Consider the following 16149-nt stretch of genomic DNA (forward strand, 5'->3'; position numbering starts at 1 on the left):
AAAACTTATCCCAGTTTGTCGTAGGTCTGCTGCTGGGACTTCCAGTAGAGGAACCCACCTGCGAGCAGGCCGACGAGGAGCAAGCCACCAGCCGCGTAGATGAGCAACTGGGTGGTCTGGCTCGACTGCTTTGCCTGGTTCGCCTTCGTCTCTGCGTCCTCAGCGAGGTTCGACGCGAGGCCGAACTCTTCGCCTTCGAAGGCTTCCACAGCGTTGTTGAGTTGGTTCTGTGCGTCCTGCGTGTTCGAACCACCGGCAGCGGCGATGGCCGCCTTCGCACTGTCGAGGCTGTCGCGTGCGGCGGCACTCTCGTCCGTGTAGTAGTGGGCCGACCACGAGTCGATATCGTTACTGGAGCCACCTTCGCGGGTCTGGTTGAGCGTCATGACGGTGAACGTCTGTGCCGGGTCGTAGGTGTAGTTCTCGACCTTGGGCACCGTTCCGGTCACCGAGACTTCGACTTCACTGGTTCCGTCGTCGGCGACGACGTCTGCACCCGTGAAGTTCTGCCCGTCGAAGGACTGCTGGTCGACTTTCGCGCCCGTCTGGTCGTAGTACGTGACGGTCCACGTGACGTCCTCGAGTTCAGTCTCGCCCTGGAGACTCCAGGATTCGAGTTGCGGGTTCTTGTACAGTTCGTCGAGTGTGACCGACGCAGTCACTTTCGAGCCGACCTGTGCCTCGGAGGGCGTGTCCTCGGAGGCGACGCTCACCGCACCTGCTGGTACTGCGACGACCGACAGGAGGACGACGAGCGCGAGAGCCAGCTTAGAAAAGTGACTCCAGTTCGTCCTCGTCATCGTTTATTAGGTTTTCCAGGTTGGACTCGCTCTCTTGGCGAATCTCTTCGATGTTGTCTTGGGCTTCGATAGCTACCTGCTGTAGCTCCTTGATGCGGGGCACGTTTGCCACTCCAGAGAGGAGGATGACACTCGCGACCTTTCCAGCGCCCGGAATCGGGTAGTCGCCACCGCGAACTTCCATGGAACCGGTCTGCTCCTCGATCCATTTCCGCCCGCGCTCTATGCCTTTCCGGTTCAGATGCTCCGGCGGGCCAGCGAGGACGAGCAGTGCGCGCTCGGCACCTTCTATCTCACAGGGGAGTGTCAGGCGGCCGAGTGCGGCCTTGCGGACGAGGCTGGTGATACGGTTCGTGGTGTGGGCGGTGTCGAGGTTGTCGTCGGGTTCGTCACCGCCGGTGAGTCGCGACAGGAGTCCACCGTTCTTCTTCTTCCGCGGTTCGACACCTTCGGAGGCGTAGCCGACGGTCGAGACGCCGCCACCGGCCAGCGTGTTGATAATCTCCGAAGAGTCGACGACGGACTCTGCGACGTTCTGTCCCTCCTTGACTTCGCCAGCGCCGAAGAGGACGCCGAAGCGGTTGACGATCTCTTCGTTGATTTCGTCGTACCCACCTTGGACGGACTCGCCGGTCTTTCGCCAGGCGTCGTTGTCGAACACGAGGAGATTGTCGACCTCGCGGACGAACGTCTGGAACGACCGCGCGGCGTTCAGGGTGTAGATGCCACCCTCGTCGGACCCAGGCAGGATGCCGAGGCCGTAGACGGGTTCGGTGTAGATTCGTTTGAGATGTTTCGCAAGGACAGGCGCACCGCCGGACCCGGTGCCACCACCGAGACCGGAGACGACGAGGAAGGCGTCGACTTCGTGGACGGGGATGCTATCGATTGCACCCTGTACTTCGTCGATGTCTTCCTCGGCAATCTCCGCACCGAGTTCGTTGTCCGCACCGACACCATGTCCCTTTACGCGGGACTGGCCGATGAGGACGCGCTGGTCCTTCGGGATGTTCTTCAATCCAAGCAAGTCGGCTTTCGCAGAATTAACTGCGACTGCTGCGCGAACGATACCGGCGTTTCGTTCGCGGTCGTACTCGACGAATTTGTCGACTACTTTTCCCCCGGCTTGCCCGAATCCGATCATTGCGAGCTTCATAGGTTCGGTCCCCTCGCCATTGCGTGAATTGCAGAACGAACGCGGACATAAGCGTTGTGGGATGTACGTGTAAACACGCTATAACTTCGGGCGAAAAAAAGGGTGACGTCGGAGGGGTGTTAATCGAACATTATGCCGGTAGAGCCCCCTCAGAGCCGTGAACTGTCGCCTTTCATAATCAATTAACTAATAAATTATCGCTATCTCACGTGTTCGTCTCGATACCTCTCCGAAAATCGTGATAGACCAGTTCGGTTACGAACCGAAAACTCGTCTCCGAGTCAGTTCACTTTCGTTCCGAGAGGAACGCTTCGAGCGTCTTCATCGAGTCCACGTCGACACCGAAGGCGCCGACCTCGTTGTCGTCGGTGGTGTTGTCGAACTTGAGCGAGCGATACTGGTCTTTCCCCATCGGGAAGCCCGGAACTGCACCGAGGACGGAGAGTCCGACGCCCGCGAGCCCCATCGGAAGCGGGACGATGGTGATGGATTTGCCTTCCGCGTCGTACACCATCTCGGTGATTTGGCGCAGGTCGAGCTTCTCCGGGCCACCGATCGTGTACTTCTTGCCGACGTGTTCGTCTCCCTCGACTGCGTCGGCGAGCATCGGAACGAGGTCACCGACCCAGATGGGTTGGAAGCGCGTCTTCCCGTTTCCGGGGAGCGGGTACAGCGGGAGGCCCGGCGCGAACATTCCCTTGAGACGCTTGGTGAACGAGACGAACTCACCACCCTCTCCGAACACGACGGAGGGGCGGAAGATGACCCAATCCAGACTCGACGACTCGATTGCGTGTTCTGCGTGTCCTTTCGACCGGATGTACGCCGTGTCACCGTCGGCGTCCGCACCGAGCGCACTCATCTGGACGATTCGAGAGACGTCGTGTGATTCGGCAGCCTTGACGACGTTCTCGGTGCCCTGCCAGTGGACGATGTCGTGCATCCGGTTGCCTCCCTTCGGTTCGAACAACGGAGAGAGCGCAACGAGGTTGACGACGACGTCTTTGCCTTCGAAGGCGTCGGCCATGGAATCGTAGTCGGTGACGTCACCGACCACGCTCTCGACGCCATCCGGGAGTCCTTCGCTGTCGGGCGAGCGAGACATCGCGGTCACACTGTGGCCACGCGACTGGAGTTCGCGACAGAGATGCGTACCGATGAACCCGCTACCACCGACGACAAGGACGTTCATACAGTATTATCCGGCGGAACGAGGGTAAAGCTAACGGGCATACAGAGTCGAATTCGACATCGAACGGTCCGATTAGAAACGTGTTGTCTGGTTCGCCATCGAACAGGTTGGACCGTACCCTGAGACACGGACGGTTCGGGGTGCTTTTTCTTTGGGGCCGATTCAGTTGGTGTATGCTCGTCACTCTCGAGGGACTCGACGGAAGCGGCAAGACCACCGTCTGGGAGGCCCTCCACGACGTCTATCCGGACGCAGTCTTCACCCGCGAACCGACCGACGATTCGTGGTACGGAGACGCAGTCAACCGTGCTATCGGCGACGACGATGCCGACCCACTGGCGACGCTCTTTCTCTTTACTGCTGACCACGCAGACCACCTCTCTCGCGTCGTCCGCCCGGCACTCGCAGACGGCGACGTCGTCATCTCGGACCGGTACTCAGACTCACGGTACGCCTATCAGGGAGCGTCGCTCCGCGACAGCGACATCAAACGCCCGATGGAGTACATCATGGGTATCCACGCGGCGTTCACTCGGACGCCGGACAAGACCATCTACCTCGACGTGGACCCCGAGACGGCGGCCGCTCGAAGTGGGAAGACCAACAAGTTCGAACAGGCGGCGTACCTCGCCGACGTGCGTGCGAACTACGAACGACTCATCGAGGCAGAACCGGAGCGATTCGTCCGGGTGGACGCGACGCAACCGCCGGAAGACGTTCTCGACGAAGTAGAGCGAGCACTCGAGTCGATTCTCGACGACGCGTAACCCACCATCTCTGTCGCCGTCGTCGTCGCCTTCCTCACCGGGATTCCGGGAGGTTCTCGAACTCCTCCGGCGGCGGCACGTAGAGCGTGTCGATCGTGAATCCGAGTGCCAACGGCATTCCAATCATCACGCCGAGTGCAGCAGCAGGACTCCCGAGGTTCACGCCGATGCCGAGGACGCCCGAAAACACGAGCGTCGAGAAGAACAACACCAGCGGAATGAGGAGCAGTGCGTACAGGACGTAGCCCCACTGGGTCTTCAACCGAAGGCGGAAGAAGCGAGTCATGACCGCCGCGATGAGCGTGTGCAGTCCGACGACGACGACCATGAGCACGAGGCTGACCACCGAGACCATACCCCGGCTAGGGAGGCAGTGGTCTTTGGCCTGTCGCTCTCGTCTGTGAGTCGACCCAAACATCGACACCGGACCGGAGTCGACTTCGGTTCGACCCCTCGCGCTGAACGGGTGACGTTTATCACGAAGGACCGTGACCCACCGCCATGCACCGACTCATCGCAGAGCGCGGGTTAGATGGCACGGGGTTCTCTGAGGACGACGCTCGCGCCGCCCTCCGCGACATGATTCGAGCGCGACGGTTCGACGAGCGGGCACTCGCTCTCCAGCGGCGCGGGTGGATGAGCGGCTATCCGCCGTTCCGCGGTCAGGAAGCATCGCAAATCGGCGCGGCACACGCGATGCGCGACGACGACGTTCTCCTGCCTACCTATCGGTCGAACGCTCTCCAGATTGCTCGCGGCGTTCCACCGAGCGACATCTTCCTCTTCCGCCGTGGCTACGCCGAGTACGAGTCCGACCACGAGGTTCCGGTCTTCCCGCAGGCCGTTCCGATTGCCAGTCAAATCCCGCACGCCGCCGGTGTCGGCATGGCCGCCACCTACCGCGACGACGACTACGCGGCACTGGTCTGTTTCGGCGACGGTGCGACGTCGGAAGGTGATTTCCACGAGGGACTCAACTTCGCCGGCGTCTTCGACGCACCGGTCGTCTTCTTCTGTGAGAACAACGGCTACGCCATCTCACTCCCTCGCGAGCGCCAGACGGCGAGCGAGTCTATCGCCGTGAAAGCCGAGGCGTACGGTATCGACAGCATGCAAGTCGACGGCAACGACCCACTGGCCGTCCGAGAGGCAGTCGAGCAAGGACTCGAAAAAGCCCGAAACGGCGACCCCGTCCTCATCGAGGCACTCACGTACAGACAAGGACCGCACACCACCGCCGACGACCCATCACGCTACCGCGACGACGACCCGGACCTTCCGGAGTGGCGGATTCGTGACCCGCTCGAACGCTTCGAAGAGTTCTGCCGTGAGGAGGGTCTCGTGGACGACGACCTCGTCGAGGCGATGTACGAAGACGCCGACGAAGAGCTCCGTGAGGCAGTCGAGACGGCAGAAGAGACGCCGGAACCGGGACCGGACGAGTTGTTCGACTACGTCTACGAAGACCTGCCGCAGGAACTCGCTCGAGAACGAGAAGAACATATGGCGTTCGTCGAGGAACACGGGCCGTTCGATATCGAGCGCTGAGGGCACTCTTCTTTCGACTCCTGCAAGCGCCGCGAACCCGGCGTCACTCGTCCAACGAGATGTACGTCTTCGTATCCGCGACGCCCTGAAGCCCCTGAATTCGACTCGACGACGTCTTCAGCACCTCGTAGACCTCTTCTGTGTCGACCTCGGCGATGATGTCGTACGCGCCGGCGACGATGTGTGCCTCCGTCACTGTCTCGAGTTCGCGGATTGGTCCGAGTAACTGCTCGGACTCTCCAGCGCCAGTCTTCACCATGATGAAGGCGTGAACCATGTGTGAGATATTCTACCACATCATGCAAAAGCCTTGCCTCCGCCGAGTTCGGCGGGTTCGTTCGACGCGGGGTAAGGTTATTTGCCTCCCCCGACATACCGTACTCGTATGCGGTTCGTTATCATTGGTGCTGGACGGGTTGGTCTGCGTACTGCCCGTGTCCTTCGGGAGGAAGGACACGATATCGTCCTCGTGGAACTGGACCCCAACCGCGTCAAACAGGCGGAAGAACGGGGCTTCGAGGTCATCGAGGGCGATGGCTCTCACGAGGACGTCCTCCTCGAAGCGGGAATCGAAGAGGCCGACGCACTGGGCGCGCTCACGGCGGACCTCAACGTGAACTTCGCGGCGTGTATGATCGGCAAGCACTTCGGGTGCCGGACGGTCATTCGCATCGACGAAGATTACCGCGAAGAGGTCTACAAGAAGTACGCCCGCGAAGTGGACGAAATCGTCTACCCCGAGCGTCTCGGCGCGATCGGTGCAAAGAACGCGCTGCTCGGCGGGTCGATTCGGGCGATTGCAGACATCGCCCAACACCTGCAAGTCATTCTCGTGACGGTAACCGATGGCTCACCGATGAACGGATACAGTATCGAAGAGGTAGCGCTCCCGGCGAACGCACGTCTCCTCGCGTTCGGCAAGAAAGACGAACCGATGGGCATCCCGCTTCCGGACAACTCGCTTGAGACCGGTGACCGGGTCGCTATCCTCGCAGACTTCGACGTACTCGGCGACGTCCGCCAACTGCTCGTCGGTGACGACGCTGTCGTGGCCGCAGGGGGTGCGTGAAGATGGTTCACGCCTACATCATGGTGAAAGCCGCCGCCGTGACCGACGGTATCGACCACCTGAAAGAACAACTCATCGACGTCGACCACGGCATCGAGAGTGCACACATCGTCGCCGGTGACATCGACTTCATCGTGAAAGTCGACGTCGGCACGCCCGCCGACGTGAAGAATATCGCCGGCGGAATCCAATCAATCCAGGGCATCGAAGATACCCAGACCTACATCGCGATGGACTGAGTCGCGAGCGAAGTCCATCGCCGTGTCCCGGCCTGTTCACACCACAGCAACCCGGTCTACACCGATTTGTCCGACACCAAATCGCTCGACTTTCGACTTCTGACGCGCTCGTATCTGTCGCACTCCGTCCGTTCGTTCTCTCACCGATGGTCTCAGACCGTCACGGTGGCCTCTGTCCAACTATGTGGTACGTTCAGGTTTCTGGCCAAAATGTTGATATCCTGTTGCTGAAACTCTCGAACACTGTCCGGTCACGACAGTTGGTAACGATTCTCTACTGGAGAGACTGGGGTGACGTCGGACAGTGAAACACGGGGCTATGGACGAACAAAAAGCACCCAACGACGATGCGAGATTCGAAATCGACCGACGAACGACACTAAAGGGATTGGGTGCAGCAGGACTTGCAGCGGCTCTCGGGGGAATGGCCACTGGCACTGCAGCGGCAAGTAACGGAGCAGACAAAATCTACGTGGGTGGCTCCGTCTTCGAAGAGCACGCGCTCGAGACGAAGGTAGACGGCACGTCGAGTGACTCGTTTACCCTACTCGAAGGCTCTATCAAGACGTCGACGCCGACGGACCTCATCCTGATGGCGCAGGTCGAAAGCGCCCTCTGGACGAACATCAAGACGACCGGAAAGGACGAAGAGTCACAAGCGAAAGCAGGCCTGACCTGCTGGATAGAAATCGACGGCACGCCCGTTCCGGTGTCCGACGATTACATGGTCGACTCACCGTACAATCCGGTCTACGGGGACAGACAAGCGGCGAGTGAGGTCGTGTTCAACAAGCGCGACTTCAAAGTGGAGCAGAACTTCCTCGGTACGCTCGAAGAACTCACCGAAGAAGAAGTCGACTACTACCTCTCGCTGTACCTCTCGACGCAGAGCTCACACGGGTTCAACTGGGTGGCGATGAACGTCGACTCGGAGTACATCGACAGCGACGGCGACGGATGGCACGACGTGGCGTTGAAGGGCCGACTCGACGTCTACCGCGACGACAAGAACGCCTACGCGAAGGCTGTCGTCGGCCCGCGGACGCTCCTCGGTATCCCTGCAAAACTCGCGAACGACGCGTCGCTGTAGGCAACCGCGCCAGCGACACCGAACACCGGAGCCGTCTCCATTTTTCGATTGGTGCGGGTGTGTCAGAAACCAGTCCCGGCAGCGTCGCGTGCCCGACTCAGAATGCTCGTCACGGGTTCGGTGTACTCGTATCCGGGGATGATTCCCTCGACGAACGTCCCTTCGACGTAGTCGATGACTGCGCCGGCGTCGTCTACACCGCGGCGTTCGTTGATGTCGGCGAACGTCGTCTGTACGACTGCTTCGCCGGCGACACGACGGACGTCCGGGTCGAGTTCGTGGTCACCCGCGATGACGCCGTTGATATCCTCGATTCGGAGTTCGAACGTCTCGTACCAGCCGTCTTCGACGATTTCTGCCACCTCGTCGGCCACGACTGCCGACAGCATCGGCACGCGAACCTCCACGTCGAACTCGACGTGGCCACTGCTCTGTGTGGCGACGCTGACGACGCCGTCGAACGCCGTCGTCACCGACTCGAACGTTCGGTCGCCGACCTGTTCGAACGACCCGTGGTCCCCGAATGCCCGGTGGACACGACCCGGTATTTCGTCTTCGCTCATAGCCAGAAGAATGGCCTCGTGAGAGAAAAGTTCGTTGCGTCGGCGTCACCGCGAAACCGCCAGATGGCGCTTGAGCCGACAGAATGGCGGCATGTTTAAGTATCTCGCCGCACTCCTTTCAAGTGACGCTTCGCTTTGGAGGGCCGAAGCGTCAGCGGGGACCAATCTAGGGCGGCAATTCCCGCGCGGGCCGCTCCCGTGCGGTTTGCCTATCCCTTTCTGACGAACCTACTGCTTCGAGCCACCGGTCTGTCGCTCGCCGTGTCGCATCCACGTTCGTGAGCGACTGCGCTGTTGCTCGCACACTGTTCTCGGGGGGCGCTGGTACTCACACACTGTTCTCGGGAGTAACACGACCGTGTTCGACTGGGTCGACGAACGCTGCTCAGTGAGTGACGAGTCGAGACTGGCCGACGGTTAGCGTTCGTCCTGGCCGGAGCCATCTGCGGCGAGTTCGGCCATCGTCGGTGACTCCACCGCACCAGACGTAGACTCGCCGTTCGCGTCGTCTCTCAGTTCGACTTCGTCGTCGGTAGCGGCGTGCTCGGTTGCGGCCCGATTAGATGGGGCGGCCTGTTCGGTTGCGGACCGGTTGGATGGGGCGGCGTGTTCGGTGGAGTGCTCGGCGGTGGTTCTGTGGTCGGTGTCGGCCCCCGTTCGGACCACGAATCGGTCTGCGAGCGACCGAAGTTCGTCGGTGGTGGTCGACAGCTCTTGCATCTGCCCAGCGACGCCGATCATCGTGTCGTGTTGTTCGTGGGCCGCGTTTGCCACGTCAGCGGCGTCGGTTTGTGTCTCCGCGGCGATTTCGGCGGCTTCGTCGGCAAGTTGGGCGACCGACTGTGCGGCCGACGCCTGCGAGGCGGTCGCTTCGTCTATCGCAGCGACGCCGTCGTCGACTTCTTCGAGGCGGTCTACTGCCTCGTCGACTGCCTCGGCGCTCTCGGCGACCGTCTCGGTCCCGGTGGCGACGCGTTCTCTCGCGGCGCGGACGTCTGCGACCGTCTCGTCTGCCGCCGCCTCGACTTCGTCGATAGACGCTGCGATTTCGCTCGTCGCCTCCGTGGTCTCTTCTGCGAGCGCTTTCACGCTATCGGCGACGACGGCGAATCCGGCCCCTGCCTCACCAGCACGCGCGGCCTCGATAGAGGCGTTGAGTGCGAGGAGGTTCGTCTGGTCGGCGATGTCGTCGATGAGGTCTACCACGTCGGCGATGTCGGCGACGTCCTCGCGGAGTGCGTCTGCTCTGTCGGCAGCGTCGGCCACCAGGGTGTCGATAGCGGCCATCTCGTCGTGGACGGTCGCGCTCGCGTCACGTCCCGTTTCACCGTGTTCTGTGGCCTCGCTGGCGAGTGACGCGAGTTCGTCTGCTGAGGCGGCTACTTCTTCGACCGTCGCCGAGAGGTCTTGCATCTCCGAAGAGACGTCGGTGAGGAGTGTGGCCTGTTCGGCCGCACCGTCGGAGATATCGGCCGTCCCGCGTTCGACGCGGTCGGAAGCCGAACTGACTTCTTCGGTTCCAGCAGTGACGCGTTCGCCGGCGGTGTCGACCGTCGTTGCGAACGCCGCAACTTGTCCAATCGTCTCTTCTAACTCTGTCAGCATCGCGTCGATACCCGCGCCGACGCCCGCCATCGCTTCGTCGTCAGGGGAGACCGACGTCCGAACCGTCAGGTCGCCGTCTGCGGCGGAGTCCATCGTCTCTCGGTAATCGGTGGCGGCAGCTGCGAGGTCCGCTTGCGCTTCTTCGGCGTCTTCGATTCGCTCTCGCAGTGTGTCGCGCATCTCGCCGAACGCGCTGGTCAACGCGCCGAACTCGTCGACGCGACTCGTGGTGAGGTCCACGTCGAGGTTCCCGCCCGCGAGTGTGTCGGCACGGGTTCGAAGTCGTCGTAACGAGAGGACTGTCCCCCGGCCGATGACGAGGCCGACGAGGCCGAGACCGCCGAGTGCGACACCGATGAGGATGGTGATGTCTCGTTCGACGAACTGTGCGACTGCGTAGGCGTTCTCCGGTGGCGCTTCGACCACGACGGCCCAGTTGGTCCCAGAGACCGGTGCGTGTGCGACGACCGAGCCGTCTCGCTCGACGACGCCCGATTCGCCTCCGATTGCAGCGTCGAGTGCGGGTGTTTCGGCACCCTCACGGTACTGTGTGAGGACTTTGCTCCCGTATTTGTCGAAGGCGATGACGCCGTCAGCGCTGACGACTCTCGTCCGTGAGCCTTCGATTGGTTCGGTGAGTGTCTCGGCGTGTTTGGTCGCATCGACGACGACCATCACGGCGGCGTCTCGACCAGCGACTGGACTCATGAACGCGAGCCGTTCGCCCCCACCGTATCGGTACACTTCGGAGATGGCGACTTGGTTCGGGTCGACCATCGTCAGTGACCCTTTCGTCCACGAGATGTCGAGTTCCTCGACCGTCTTGGTCTCGAGTACGCTGTCGGTGCTTCTGATGATGTGTCGATTCGACGGCTTGACGTAGTGAATCGCGAGAACGTCGTCTGGAAGGTTCTTCTTCTCGTAATCGAGAACGACGTCGACATCTTCTTCGCTCCCAGACCGAATCGCGTCGTACTCGGAGAGCATCCGGGCCGTTCGAGCGTATCCGTCCAGCCAACTCGACAACTCCCCTGCCTCTAAGGTCGCGACCATCTCGAGGTTGGTGTGAGTGCTGCCTCTGACTTCCTCGCCGACCATATCGTTGACGTAGAACCCGAATCCGCCCATCACTCCGGCCACGAGTACGATTACGAGGAGAAACTTGCGAAGGTAACTCCGCCTGAGTACCTCCGGGACTAGCGTGGCGAATCTCATGTTATTCGTTCGCATGAAAATGAGACGTAAAGTGTTGCCCCGCCAGATATCAACACTGATACTGGTAGTAACACCGAGCTGTTCGCCGGTCACATCTCTAAGACTCCGTCTACGAGAGGTCGCTCGCCGTCACACCGAGTGCGACCGCCGCCGCACCTGTCGCACCACCGCCGGTTGCGAGGTAGGTTGGGAACGCCGACAACACACCGCCACAGAGACCGGCGACTAAACAGAGGGCCATCCCGAAGAGTGCAGCGTCGTATCTCGTCGGCTGTGGGGACACGAGCTAATTAGATATCATTAGCTCCTCCGAAAAATGGGTTGTGGACGCGGGACTATTCGCCTCGCTCTTCGACGCCGTCGCCATCCATCTCGACCGCCCGTTCGGTACCTTCGACCGTTGTCTCGTGTTCTTCCATCTCGATAGCTTGGAGTTTGTCGAGCGCCCGTTCACGCTCACCGTTCACAGAGACGTCACGCAGTCCGAGCGAGAGTGCCACGTCGAAGCACCGAACTGCTTCTTCGTACTGGCCGCGTTCTGCGAGGAAGAACCCTCGATTGTACCACGCGTGCGGGTGTCGAGGGTCGAGTTCGACAGCCCGTTCTGCGTGGTCGAGTGGCCTCGACGAGTCTCCGAGCTCCCACAACGCGTACGCGAGATTCGTCTCGGCGAGTGCAGCGTGGTCGTTGTCGTCGTCGATTCGGATGGCCTCTCGTGCGGCCCCGATGGCTTCGTCGTACTCTCCCAACTGCGAGTGAGCGACGCCTTTGTTCACCCACGCTTCCTGTGCCTCGTGTGAGTCTTCGTCGGCGTACGCGATTGCCCGACCGAAACTGTCGATTGCCTGTTCGTACTCCTCTATCGCGACGTACGCCAACCCAATCTCGATGAGCGCCGGAACGTCGACGTCCTCGGGGACGACTTGCGTCTCGTCGAGGATGTCGGCGAGGACGTGGTCGTCTGCCGGGTCCACGAGTCGGGTGTTTACGCGGAGTTCGGGTGGGTCGAGGTCGAACCCCTCGTACGGATTTCCGAATCCGTCCCCCTCCGAATACCGGTGGTCACGAGTCGAGGTCATCGGTACGTGTTGGTGTGGAGACGACATAACGTGGACGGAGAACTGGGTCGAATGGCGGACTCGCTGCAGTCGGCCGATGCCGGGTTCGACGACGCCAATCTGTCTCTCACTCGTCCAACACCCCCAGCAGAAACTGCCCGTTTTGCGGCCGCTACCGCTCGTTTAGTCCACATATCTGAGAATAGTTGACCAACTTCAATTGACATTAAATTGACAGGTGGCCAAATCGCTTAAATGCTCTTGGTTAGCATCCCAAAATCAACTGGGGTGGACGCTAATCCACGGGTGGTGTAGGGATTGATTCTACGGAGACGCGCTCCGAGAAAACTGACCCTTTATAGACCCGACCCAGCTCGCAACCCAACCATGAAATTAGGAGTCATTGGCGTCGGCAATGCCGGTAGCAAGATTGTCGACAAGATGGTCGAATTCGAATCGCTCACGAACCGCAAACTCTGTCGTCACGTGATGGTGATAAACACCGCACGGACGGACCTTACGAAACCGGACCACATCCCGGAAGACCGGCGGATTCTCATCGGAGATACACACCAGAAGGCCAAAGGCCACGGTGTCGGCGGCGACGTCGACGTCGGTGCCGAAGTCGCCAAGAACGACATGGACGAGATTCGACGCGCGTTCGACGACGTGGACATCCACGAAGTCGACGCCATCTTGGTCTGTGCGTCGCTCGGCGGCGGAACCGGAAGTGGTGCCGGTCCGGTCGTCATCAACGAACTGCAGAAGATGTACGACGAACCGGTGTACGGTCTGGGCGTCCTCCCCGGAAAGTACGAAGGTGGCCGCCCGGCCCTGAACGCGGCCCGGTCGCTCCAGTCGTTCGTCAACAACACGGACAACTTCATCGCCTTCGACAACGACGCGTGGCGCTCGAAAGACCAGACGGTCGGCGAGGGCTACGAAGGCATGAACCGCGAGCTGGCGACTCGTATCGTCACGCTCCTCGGCGCAGGCGAGTACGACGAACCGACCATCGCCGAGAACGCGATGGACTCCAGCGACATCATCCGCACCCTCGACACGGATGGTATCTCGTCGATTGGCTACGCGTCGACGTCGGTCGACAACAGCGACGGCTTCATGAAGCGGTTCCGCGAGGACCACGAAATCGAAGACAGCTCGAACTCCGCAGCGAAGATAAACGGTCTCGTCCGCCGGGCCGTCAACTCTCGACTCACCCTCCCGTGCGAACCGTCGAGTGCGGACCGAGCGCTCATCGTGCTCTCTGGACCGCCGTCCGAACTCTCGCGGAAAGGCCTCGAGAGCGCTCGTGAGTGGATCGAAAACGAAGTCGATACCGTCGAAGTCCTCGCTGGTGACGACCCCCGTGAGAACGCCAATGCGCTCTCTGCGGTGGTGTTGCTGTCGAACGTCACCCAGACGCCGCGAATCGAGGCGATCCAGGAGCAGGCAGTCGCTGCGCAAGAGAAGATTGCCGAACAGGAGGCCGTCCGCGAGGAAGAGATTGCCGACCTGATCACGGACAAAGACGGCAAAATCGACCCGGTCATCTGACCATGACTCCCGTGAACCGGGGGGGAACACACACCTCTCAGGGAGTGGTCCGATGAAACTCGCAGTCATCGGAGTCGGTAACGCGGGTAGTCGCATCACCAATCAGATTCTGGACTTCGAGCAGTCGACCGGTCGAAACTTCTGTAACGGAAACACGTTACTCATCAACTCGACCCCACCCGAGTTCGACGCTCCCGAACACGTCCCCGAAGAACGGCGACTGACGATTGGAGACGTCTACTGGGACGCAGATGGGTCAGATATCGACGGTGACCCCGACTTGGCGGCCGAAATCGCGCGCGAAGAGAAGAACGACATCATCCGTGCGTTCGACCTCATCGAGTTCCACGAGATAGACGGCATCTTGGTCGCTGCAGGACTCGGACGCGGAACCGGCGGCGGTGCCGGTGCAGTCGTCATCGACCAACTGAAGGAGATTTGTGACGACCCGATCTACGCTGTCGGGGTGCTCCCCAGCGACGCAGAAGGAGAGCAACCGGCACTGACCGCCGCTCGGACGCTCCAGTCGTACGTCGCCAAGGCCGACAACGTCATCGCCTTCGACAACGACGAGTGGCAGGACGCAGACTCCGCAAGCGTGGGTCGTCTGGACGACTCTGCTGGCGAAGACGAGCGCGACGACACGACCGAAGACGACCACGACGTGGACGTCGAGTCGGTCGGGAGCGGGTTCGAGAACACGAACGTCGCACTGGCCGAACGCCTCGTCACGCTGTTCGCAGCAGGCGAGTTCCGGAACTCGACAGTGTCCGAAAACCGGATGGACCCGAGCGACATCATCCGCACGCTCGACACCGGTGGCATCTCGTCTATCGGATTCGCTTCGAGCGACCTCAAACAAGCAGGCGGTGTCCGCTCGTGGGTTCGGTCGATGAGTACCCGGTTCTCTTGGATGCCTGACCCGGACTGGGCGTACGAAACCGAGACGGACGACGATGACGCGGCGACCGACGCGGCGAAAATCAACAGACTCGTCCGTGAAGCCGCGCAGTCGAAGTTGACGCTCCCGTGTGAGATTTCCAGCGCCGACCGGGCGCTCGTCGTTCTCACAGGGCCGTCTCGAACACTCTCCCGAAAGGGGTTCGAAGGCGGCCGATACTGGCTCGAACGAGAAGCGGACATCGTCGAGGTGATGGCCGGAGACGAACCGAACGAAAAGTCGTCGTCGCTCACCACCGTGATTCTGTTCTCGAACGTCACCGACGTAGACAGAATCGAGGAGATACAGCAGACGGCTCTCGACCATCAAGAATCCCTGCGTACCGACGGGGCGAAACTCGGGACGGCCGATTCCCAATGACTGACCCGATGGGCGGCGACTGGGACCGAACTCCGTGGTGGCTTCCGGCGTGGGTCGCGGCCATCGTCAGTGGCATGCGAGTCGACCTGCGGTGGTTGCACACGTCGTGGATGGATATCGTCTTCGCACGGGACCAAAGCAATTCGGTCGTCGAAAACCGGAAACCGGAGAGTACCGGCGGGGCCGCTGCCTATCACCTGTGGAGTGCTCTCGGTATGCTCGTTCTCACCGTGGTGTACCCACTGTTCGTGTTGGGGCTGGCGACTCGGTTCTACGCCCACCGAATCGACCGATTCACCGCGGGGCTTGGCTTCGCCGGCGTCGCGGTCTTTTCGGTCTTCGTCTGGGGCCTCTTCTCGGCAGCGACGTACATCTCTCCCATCGCGTTCGAGGGATTCGTCGCCGTCGTCGTTGCAGGTGTCGTGGCAACCATCTCTGCCGTTCTCGCACTGTACTTCAGACGTCTCGATGGGCGGGCGTCCACAGTCGTCGTCGCCTACCCGTTGGGCGTGACGGCTATCTTCCTTCCACCGGTCGTCGCATCGCTCTACTCACCGACGCTGGCGTCTATCGTCTTCCCGAGTTCGACGTCGCTCGCGATTTGGATTCTGAACAACATCCTCGACGTCGCAGGCATCGCCGCGTTCATCCGTGCCTCGTTCGAACTGCAAGGAGTCGCGTACGTCGGTATGTGGTTCTCCCTCGCGATTCCGGTCGGCTGGTTCCTCGGTAGCCTCGTCACGCTCGTCGACGGCGTGCGGGACTCGGGGGGACCGCACCATGTCGACGACGGCGGGTCCAAGTTGTACTGACGCCGGCTTTCGGTGCCACTGTCGTCTCCTTTCGCGGGAGTTCTGAACGCCTCGGTTTCGTCGAACTCACCGTCCGATGAGGGACCGCCGACCTGGTGGTGAATATCGGTCGTGAATCACACACAGCGATTCGCTCAGATTCGAGGAGAGAGGTTTG

Annotated in this window: 17 protein-coding genes; 8 read left to right on the forward strand and 9 right to left on the reverse strand. The window is 61.1% G+C overall.

The window, feature by feature from the left end:
* Positions 1-5 precede the first annotated feature (5 nt).
* The 3 genes from GJR99_RS12325 to GJR99_RS12335 form a co-directional block, all read right to left on the reverse strand.
* On the reverse strand, positions 6-800 hold the full coding sequence (locus GJR99_RS12325) for a hypothetical protein (protein WP_151112575.1): 795 nt from the start codon (positions 798-800) through the stop codon (positions 6-8).
* Positions 769-1956: a tubulin/FtsZ family protein gene (locus GJR99_RS12330; RefSeq protein ID WP_151112577.1), complete on the reverse strand. Its 1188-nt coding sequence runs from the start codon at positions 1954-1956 to the stop codon at positions 769-771. The genes GJR99_RS12325 and GJR99_RS12330 overlap by 32 nt, the downstream gene beginning before the upstream one ends.
* A 286-nt stretch (positions 1957-2242) precedes the next feature.
* Complete coding sequence (locus tag GJR99_RS12335; protein ID WP_151112579.1) at positions 2243-3148, reverse strand: complex I NDUFA9 subunit family protein; 906 nt, start codon at positions 3146-3148, stop codon at positions 2243-2245.
* Positions 3149-3321: 173 nt separating this feature from the next.
* Between GJR99_RS12335 and tmk the strand changes: the two genes are divergently transcribed.
* Positions 3322-3915, forward strand: coding sequence for a dTMP kinase (tmk, locus tag GJR99_RS12340; protein WP_151112581.1), 594 nt, complete (start codon positions 3322-3324; stop codon positions 3913-3915).
* Positions 3916-3949: 34 nt separating this feature from the next.
* Here tmk and GJR99_RS12345 read toward each other — a convergent pair whose 3' ends face one another.
* On the reverse strand, positions 3950-4270 hold the full coding sequence (locus tag GJR99_RS12345) for a hypothetical protein (RefSeq protein ID WP_151112583.1): 321 nt from the start codon (positions 4268-4270) through the stop codon (positions 3950-3952).
* Between the two features lie 146 nt (positions 4271-4416).
* Between GJR99_RS12345 and GJR99_RS12350 the strand changes: the two genes are divergently transcribed.
* Entirely contained in the window at positions 4417-5463 is a 1047-nt protein-coding gene (locus GJR99_RS12350; RefSeq protein WP_151112586.1) for a thiamine pyrophosphate-dependent enzyme, read from the forward strand.
* Between the two features lie 43 nt (positions 5464-5506).
* On the opposite strand, the gene GJR99_RS12355 is transcribed toward GJR99_RS12350, so the two are convergent.
* Positions 5507-5740 (reverse strand): Lrp/AsnC ligand binding domain-containing protein, encoded by a 234-nt coding sequence (locus GJR99_RS12355; RefSeq protein ID WP_151112588.1) that lies wholly within the window; start codon positions 5738-5740, stop codon positions 5507-5509.
* Between the two features lie 108 nt (positions 5741-5848).
* Here GJR99_RS12355 and GJR99_RS12360 point away from each other — a divergent pair, with 108 nt between their 5' ends.
* The 3 genes from GJR99_RS12360 (at position 5849) to GJR99_RS12370 (ending at position 7861) form a co-directional block, all read left to right on the forward strand.
* Positions 5849-6532, forward strand: coding sequence for a potassium channel family protein (locus GJR99_RS12360; RefSeq protein ID WP_151112590.1), 684 nt, complete (start codon positions 5849-5851; stop codon positions 6530-6532).
* 2 nt (positions 6533-6534) lie between these two features.
* Entirely contained in the window at positions 6535-6771 is a 237-nt protein-coding gene (locus GJR99_RS12365; RefSeq protein ID WP_151112592.1) for an Lrp/AsnC ligand binding domain-containing protein, read from the forward strand.
* 319 nt (positions 6772-7090) lie between these two features.
* The gene (locus GJR99_RS12370) at positions 7091-7861 is read left to right on the forward strand and encodes a hypothetical protein (protein ID WP_151112594.1); all 771 of its coding nucleotides are present in this window, start codon (positions 7091-7093) and stop codon (positions 7859-7861) included.
* A gap of 62 nt (positions 7862-7923) precedes the next feature.
* Here GJR99_RS12370 and GJR99_RS12375 read toward each other — a convergent pair whose 3' ends face one another.
* The 4 genes from GJR99_RS12375 to GJR99_RS12390 form a co-directional block, all read right to left on the reverse strand.
* Positions 7924-8424 (reverse strand): DUF5813 family protein, encoded by a 501-nt coding sequence (locus tag GJR99_RS12375; protein WP_151112596.1) that lies wholly within the window; start codon positions 8422-8424, stop codon positions 7924-7926.
* A gap of 417 nt (positions 8425-8841) precedes the next feature.
* The gene (locus GJR99_RS12380; protein ID WP_151112598.1) at positions 8842-11244 is read right to left on the reverse strand and encodes a methyl-accepting chemotaxis protein; all 2403 of its coding nucleotides are present in this window, start codon (positions 11242-11244) and stop codon (positions 8842-8844) included.
* 109 nt (positions 11245-11353) lie between these two features.
* A complete protein-coding gene (locus tag GJR99_RS12385; RefSeq protein ID WP_154325993.1) occupies positions 11354-11527 on the reverse strand; it encodes a hypothetical protein in 174 nt (57 codons plus the stop codon).
* Positions 11528-11579: 52 nt separating this feature from the next.
* Complete coding sequence (locus GJR99_RS12390) at positions 11580-12323, reverse strand: tetratricopeptide repeat protein (protein WP_151112600.1); 744 nt, start codon at positions 12321-12323, stop codon at positions 11580-11582.
* A gap of 366 nt (positions 12324-12689) precedes the next feature.
* Between GJR99_RS12390 and GJR99_RS12395 the strand changes: the two genes are divergently transcribed.
* Genes GJR99_RS12395 through GJR99_RS12405 form a run of 3 tightly spaced genes read left to right on the forward strand, consistent with a single transcriptional unit; the run spans position 12690 to position 15992 of the window.
* Positions 12690-13859: a tubulin/FtsZ family protein gene (locus tag GJR99_RS12395; protein WP_151112602.1), complete on the forward strand. Its 1170-nt coding sequence runs from the start codon at positions 12690-12692 to the stop codon at positions 13857-13859.
* Between the two features lie 52 nt (positions 13860-13911).
* Positions 13912-15180 carry a tubulin/FtsZ family protein gene (locus tag GJR99_RS12400; protein WP_151112604.1) on the forward strand — a complete coding sequence of 423 codons (1269 nt, stop codon included), beginning with the start codon at positions 13912-13914 and terminating at the stop codon, positions 15178-15180.
* Entirely contained in the window at positions 15177-15992 is an 816-nt protein-coding gene (locus tag GJR99_RS12405) for a hypothetical protein (protein ID WP_191967121.1), read from the forward strand. Before GJR99_RS12400 ends, GJR99_RS12405 begins: the two co-directional genes overlap by 4 nt.
* Positions 15993-16149: the final 157 nt, after the last annotated feature.

It is taken from the genome of Haloferax marinum (genome assembly GCF_009674625.1).
In the GTDB taxonomy this organism is placed as follows: Archaea; Halobacteriota; Halobacteria; order Halobacteriales; family Haloferacaceae; genus Haloferax; species Haloferax marinum.

Bases quoted from the DNA above. Each gene is read 5' to 3' on its own strand.
- GJR99_RS12330 (WP_151112577.1), bottom strand. From the start codon at position 1,956: ATGAAGCTCGCAATGATCGGATTCGGGCAAGCCGGGGGAAAAGTAGTC.
- GJR99_RS12405 (WP_191967121.1), top strand. From the start codon at position 15,177: ATGACTGACCCGATGGGCGGCGACTGGGACCGAACTCCGTGGTGGCTT.
- GJR99_RS12360 (WP_151112590.1), top strand. From the start codon at position 5,849: ATGCGGTTCGTTATCATTGGTGCTGGACGGGTTGGTCTGCGTACTGCC.
- GJR99_RS12390 (WP_151112600.1), bottom strand. From the start codon at position 12,323: ATGACCTCGACTCGTGACCACCGGTATTCGGAGGGGGACGGATTCGGA.
- GJR99_RS12325 (WP_151112575.1), bottom strand. From the start codon at position 800: ATGACGAGGACGAACTGGAGTCACTTTTCTAAGCTGGCTCTCGCGCTC.
- GJR99_RS12365 (WP_151112592.1), top strand. From the start codon at position 6,535: ATGGTTCACGCCTACATCATGGTGAAAGCCGCCGCCGTGACCGACGGT.
- GJR99_RS12380 (WP_151112598.1), bottom strand. From the start codon at position 11,244: ATGAGATTCGCCACGCTAGTCCCGGAGGTACTCAGGCGGAGTTACCTT.
- GJR99_RS12375 (WP_151112596.1), bottom strand. From the start codon at position 8,424: ATGAGCGAAGACGAAATACCGGGTCGTGTCCACCGGGCATTCGGGGAC.
- GJR99_RS12370 (WP_151112594.1), top strand. From the start codon at position 7,091: ATGGACGAACAAAAAGCACCCAACGACGATGCGAGATTCGAAATCGAC.
- GJR99_RS12400 (WP_151112604.1), top strand. From the start codon at position 13,912: ATGAAACTCGCAGTCATCGGAGTCGGTAACGCGGGTAGTCGCATCACC.
- GJR99_RS12355 (WP_151112588.1), bottom strand. From the start codon at position 5,740: ATGGTTCACGCCTTCATCATGGTGAAGACTGGCGCTGGAGAGTCCGAG.
- GJR99_RS12345 (WP_151112583.1), bottom strand. From the start codon at position 4,270: ATGGTCTCGGTGGTCAGCCTCGTGCTCATGGTCGTCGTCGTCGGACTG.
- GJR99_RS12350 (WP_151112586.1), top strand. From the start codon at position 4,417: ATGCACCGACTCATCGCAGAGCGCGGGTTAGATGGCACGGGGTTCTCT.
- GJR99_RS12395 (WP_151112602.1), top strand. From the start codon at position 12,690: ATGAAATTAGGAGTCATTGGCGTCGGCAATGCCGGTAGCAAGATTGTC.
- tmk (WP_151112581.1), top strand. From the start codon at position 3,322: ATGCTCGTCACTCTCGAGGGACTCGACGGAAGCGGCAAGACCACCGTC.
- GJR99_RS12335 (WP_151112579.1), bottom strand. From the start codon at position 3,148: ATGAACGTCCTTGTCGTCGGTGGTAGCGGGTTCATCGGTACGCATCTC.